This window comes from Pseudomonas sp. I2 (assembly GCF_040984075.1).
Lineage (GTDB): Bacteria > Pseudomonadota > Gammaproteobacteria > Pseudomonadales > Pseudomonadaceae > Aquipseudomonas > Aquipseudomonas guariconensis_B.
In genome coordinates this window covers 1-4428 of sequence record NZ_JBCGFQ010000102.1, presented here as the reverse complement: position 1 = coordinate 4428, position 4428 = coordinate 1, and the positions used below count along the sequence as shown (strand labels likewise).

Below are 4428 nucleotides of genomic sequence, written 5' to 3'. Positions count from 1 at the left end.
TCTAGCCGCCGGCTCTCATCGAAGAAGGAGTCCTCGGTGAGATTCAGAATGCCGAACACCGTCACCATGGCGTCGGCCTCCGCAGCGACTTCCACGATGGGGATCGGGCGAGCAAAAAGGCAGCAATTATGAGCCCCATACCTACAAAGCCCCACGCATCAAGCTTTTGCCCATGAAGCAACCAGGCAATGGCTGTAATTATGACGACGCCGAGTCCCGACCAGACTGCATAAGCAACACCGACAGGGATGGATTTCAGAACCAGAGAAAGAAAATAAAATGCGATGCCATAACCGATTATGACAACGGCGGAAGGGGCAAGCTTAGTAAAGCCCTCGCTAGATTTTAATGCGGATGTTGCGATTACTTCGCCAACTATTGCGATAACAAGAAAAAGCCAGCCTTTCATGATATATCTCCCAATTTGTGTAGGGCTTATTATGCACGCTTAAAAATAATAAAAGCAGACTTGACCTGATAGTTTGGCTGTGAGCAATTATGTGCTTAGTGCATCTAACACCTGAATTAAGCCGACCCGCGAAGCGGGTTCGGCTTGAATGCTGTAATGGACTCCCCCCGCACCACCCTTCTATACCAAGCATCGTGGTGGCTGAAATTGGGAGAGTCGGTATGAAACGCATTGCAGTTGATCTGGCCAAATCCGTTTACCAAGTTGCCGAGAGTGTCCGTTCCGGCCAGGTGGTGCAGCGCAAGCGGCTGAACCGAGAGGCGTTCCGGCGATATATACAGGAGCAGGCCGAACCGGTCGAGTGGGTGATGGAGGCCTGTGGCACGGCCCACTACTGGGGACGTGTAGCGCAAGCCCTGGGGCATCAGGTGAGGCTACTGCATCCGCGCTACGTGCGGCCCTATCGCCGCCGCAACAAGACCGACCGCAATGACTGCGACGCCATGCTCGAAGCGGCACGCTGCACCGATATTCATCCCGTGCCGGTGAAAAGCCACAGCCAGCAACAGCTGCAACAGTTGCACGGGCTGCGGGAAACCTGGAAGAAAAGCCGCACCCAGCGGATCAACCTGCTGCGCGGTCTATTGCGTGAAGCCGGTATCGAGGCCCCCGCCTCGACCGCCGCCTTCATCCGCGCCGCCAGCGAGCGGGTTGACCAGCCCGAGCTCGCGCCCCTGAGCCGTCTGCTGCATATCGTCCTGGCCGAAATCAACCTGTATGAGCAGTGCATGGCCGAGTGCGAGCAGCAGCTCAAACGCTGGCATGCCGACGATGACATCGTACGCAAGCTGGATGAGGTCAGCGGCATTGGGCTGCTGACCGCCAGCGCCCTGACAGCCGCCGTTGGCAGGCCCGAGCGCTTTGCCAGTGGTCGCCAGCTCAGTGCCTGGCTGGGCATGACCCCGCGCGAGTTCAGCAGTGGCGAGCGCCGCAAGCTCGGCCACATCAGCCGACAGGGCAACGTCTATGTGCGTACCCTGCTAATCCATGGCTCACGGGCAGCCTTGCTGGCTGCACAACGCTGTCAGGCACGTACCCCGGAAAAGCTGACGCAGCTGCAACGCTGGGCCGTGGCAACGGCGGCGCGCATCGGCCACAACAAGGCTGCGGTAGCCCTGGCCAACAAACTGGTGCGGATCTGCTGGGCCGTGTGGTGCCATGAGCGGCGCTTCAATGGCAATTGGCAAAGCACAAAGCCCGCCTGACGGCGGGGGGTAATCAGAACGGCAAGATGGTTTTCTGGTGGTTGTGGTGAACAGCAGCACTGTCGGAACAGGCGAGTCCTGCAGCGGAATAAGGCCGATAACAATCATGATCCGCGTGATCGATTGAACGCTTGGCCCCCGCTGCGCGAACTACAGATTGGCCAGGGCAAGAAAGCCCACAACAGGCCGGATATACGAATGCAACCGCGCTGACGACAGGTGCAAAAGCAATGCTTTGCTCACCACTTGTGGGGAGAGTCCATATATGAATTGTTAGACATCACTGGCATGGCACCAAGCAATTTAGTGGCTTCATGTTTCACGAAGTGAACGAACGCCGCCAACTGATCCGCGCGTGAGGCCAAGCAATCTTCTCCTTGTCCAAGATAAGCCTGCCGGGCTTCAAGCAGTACGGGCTTATGTTGATCTGGCAGACGCTCAATTGCCCAGTTGGCAACGATATCCTTCGGTGCGATCTTGCCGGTTGCTGCGCTGTACCAAATGCGAGACAAGGTAAGCACTACATTCCGCTCATCGCCTTCCCAATCCGGCTGCGAATTCCATAGTTTCAGAGTGTCGCTCAATGCCTTGAATAGATCGCCTTCCGGAACTGGGTTAAAGAAATCCTCTGCGGCCGAACCTGCCAATGCAAGGCTATGCTGCCTTACTTTAGTTAGCAGAATAGCCAGATCAACATCGGTTGTGGCGGGCTCGAAGATGCCCGCAAGAATGTCCTTACGCTGCCACTCCCCGAATTGCAGTTCCCGTCTGGCCGGATAACGCCAAGGGACAACATCACCATGCACGACGATGGTAACTTCCAAGGCGCGGAGAGCCTCACTTTGGCCAGGGGAGGCAGAAATTTCCAAGAGATCTACGACCAGGGCTTGTCGGACAGTCTCATCGAGCTGTGCAGCCACAGTAACCAGCAAATCAATATCACTGTATGGCTTCAGGCCACCGTCCAGTGCAGAGCCGTACAAATGCACGGCCAGCAACGTTGATTCCAGATGACGCTCGATGGCGTTGAGAGCCAGTGATAGCTGTACCGAAATCTCGGCGGGTACTGCGTTACTCATGATGTCTAACGCCCGGCTCACGCGCCGGTTTGTAGCTGCGAAGCAGCGGAAAACCGGTCGCCGTGCAGCCGATTGTTAGAACGTAGTAACTTGGCACTCATATGTGGCTGTTTATTTTTCAGCCAACGCAAAACCGGCATTGGCCGGCGCAACCACTGAGACAAATATAAAAGGTTCTGGGCCAGAGTTCATTGCACCATGTACTTGCCCAGGTTTTGCGATGGCAATATCTCCAGCTTTAATATGAGTGGCTACGCCGTCACCTTGATAGTACTCGGCTTCTCCTGAGATAACCGTCCAAGTATCTTGGCCGTGAGGATGGACATGGGCAGCTATTTCCTGCCCAGGGTGGGCGTGCCAAACAACAATGACGGAGTCGTTGGTTTCCAGAACAACCGAACGAATCGGTTCGCCGTTAGACGGACGGACATATTCATCCACCGAAAAAATCCGCGATTCCGTTTCTGCTTTCATGTTCACACCTCATTTAAAACTGATTGGACACGTACTAAAAACGCAACTGCGCCTGGACGTTCTAACGCCCGCTTAAGTGGTGAGCAACGCTACCACAACACTCAATTATTACACCGTAAATACAAAAGCCAATTCAAACTAAAACCGCCAAACGTTGCGAATCCGTCTTAAAGCGTTTGTTATGTGCGTAGCCGAATCTTGCGCTTAGTCAGGAACAATGATTACCCCTAATTGCTCCAGTAACTGTTCCTGTTGCCACGAGCATATTTTTACACCCGTAAGATCAATCTTTCGAGGATCTAAACCATAAAGCTCTGAATGGCTTAAATCACAGCCTTGTACTCTAAACTGTTCCCAGCAGTCTTCCGAAAAAACACCACGGCTTAAATCTGATTCTTTAAATGAAGCGCCTCGAAGATTTGCACCAATCCATCTATTTTCGAACAGGTCACATTTTTCAATAAGCTGCTGCTCAAAATTGGCATAGGATAAGTTACAACCTGTTATGTATGCAGAACAAAAGTACATTTTATTCGAAACCTGATTTACAAAACTAACTTGACTAAAATTTGCTCCTTTAAGATCACAATCTCTCAGTTCAATACCAAAGCAATTTGCCCCCTTAAAATGGGACATTGAAAGCTGACAGTTTTTAAATGAAGCATCTCGAAGATCAGCATAAGAAAAATCGCACCCTTCCAATGCCCCCTGCTCTATGAAAGTACAGTTAATGAACTGTGTATCTCGGAGGTTTGAGCGCTTAAAATTACAATGTATAAAAGTACAATTGCTAAAGATATGTTCTTGCAAGTCCTGATGTGAGAAGTTCACTTGATTATATAATTGCTTTGATTTTTCCATGCTGTGGCTCCAAAAAACATTTGATTTGAAGACTATCATTTACCTGAAAGTTCTCAACAAAAACAAAACCAATAAAAACAGAAACTTAAAACACCCCGTTTTAGCCAAAATAAGGCATCAAAACGGCATTTTAAAGGTGGCTAATTCGAAACGACCGATGCGGCCAGCCAGAAGAAAGTTTCAGTGAATCTGGCTTGTTTTAGAGAAAGCACATAACTTTGTTTTAGGGCGACTGCCCTGCTGCGTAACATCGTTGCTGCTCCATAACATCAAACATCGACCCACGGCGTAACGCGCTTGCTGCTTGGATGCCCGAGGCATAGACTGTACAAAAAAACAG

General features: G+C 51.5%; 5 protein-coding genes. 1 reads left to right on the top strand and 4 read right to left on the bottom strand.

The window, feature by feature from the left end:
• Nucleotides 1-61: 61 nt before the first annotated feature.
• Nucleotides 62-409 (bottom strand): quaternary ammonium compound efflux SMR transporter QacE delta 1, encoded by a 348-nt coding sequence (locus WCE05_RS25640; RefSeq protein ID WP_000679427.1) that lies wholly within the window; start codon nucleotides 407-409, stop codon nucleotides 62-64.
• A gap of 221 nt (nucleotides 410-630) precedes the next feature.
• Between WCE05_RS25640 and WCE05_RS25635 the strand changes: the two genes are divergently transcribed.
• Complete coding sequence (locus WCE05_RS25635) at nucleotides 631-1674, top strand: IS110 family transposase (protein ID WP_096862040.1); 1044 nt, start codon at nucleotides 631-633, stop codon at nucleotides 1672-1674.
• A 239-nt stretch (nucleotides 1675-1913) separates the two neighbouring features.
• Here the strand turns inward: WCE05_RS25635 and WCE05_RS25630 are convergent, their stop codons facing one another.
• The 3 genes from WCE05_RS25630 to WCE05_RS25620 form a co-directional block, all read right to left on the bottom strand.
• Nucleotides 1914-2753 (bottom strand): AadA family aminoglycoside 3''-O-nucleotidyltransferase, encoded by an 840-nt coding sequence (locus tag WCE05_RS25630; protein ID WP_096862041.1) that lies wholly within the window; start codon nucleotides 2751-2753, stop codon nucleotides 1914-1916.
• A gap of 111 nt (nucleotides 2754-2864) precedes the next feature.
• A complete protein-coding gene (locus WCE05_RS25625) occupies nucleotides 2865-3227 on the bottom strand; it encodes a cupin domain-containing protein (RefSeq protein WP_065761995.1) in 363 nt (120 codons plus the stop codon).
• A 204-nt stretch (nucleotides 3228-3431) separates the two neighbouring features.
• A complete protein-coding gene (locus WCE05_RS25620; RefSeq protein ID WP_000415714.1) occupies nucleotides 3432-4088 on the bottom strand; it encodes a quinolone resistance pentapeptide repeat protein QnrVC1 in 657 nt (218 codons plus the stop codon).
• Nucleotides 4089-4428: the final 340 nt, after the last annotated feature.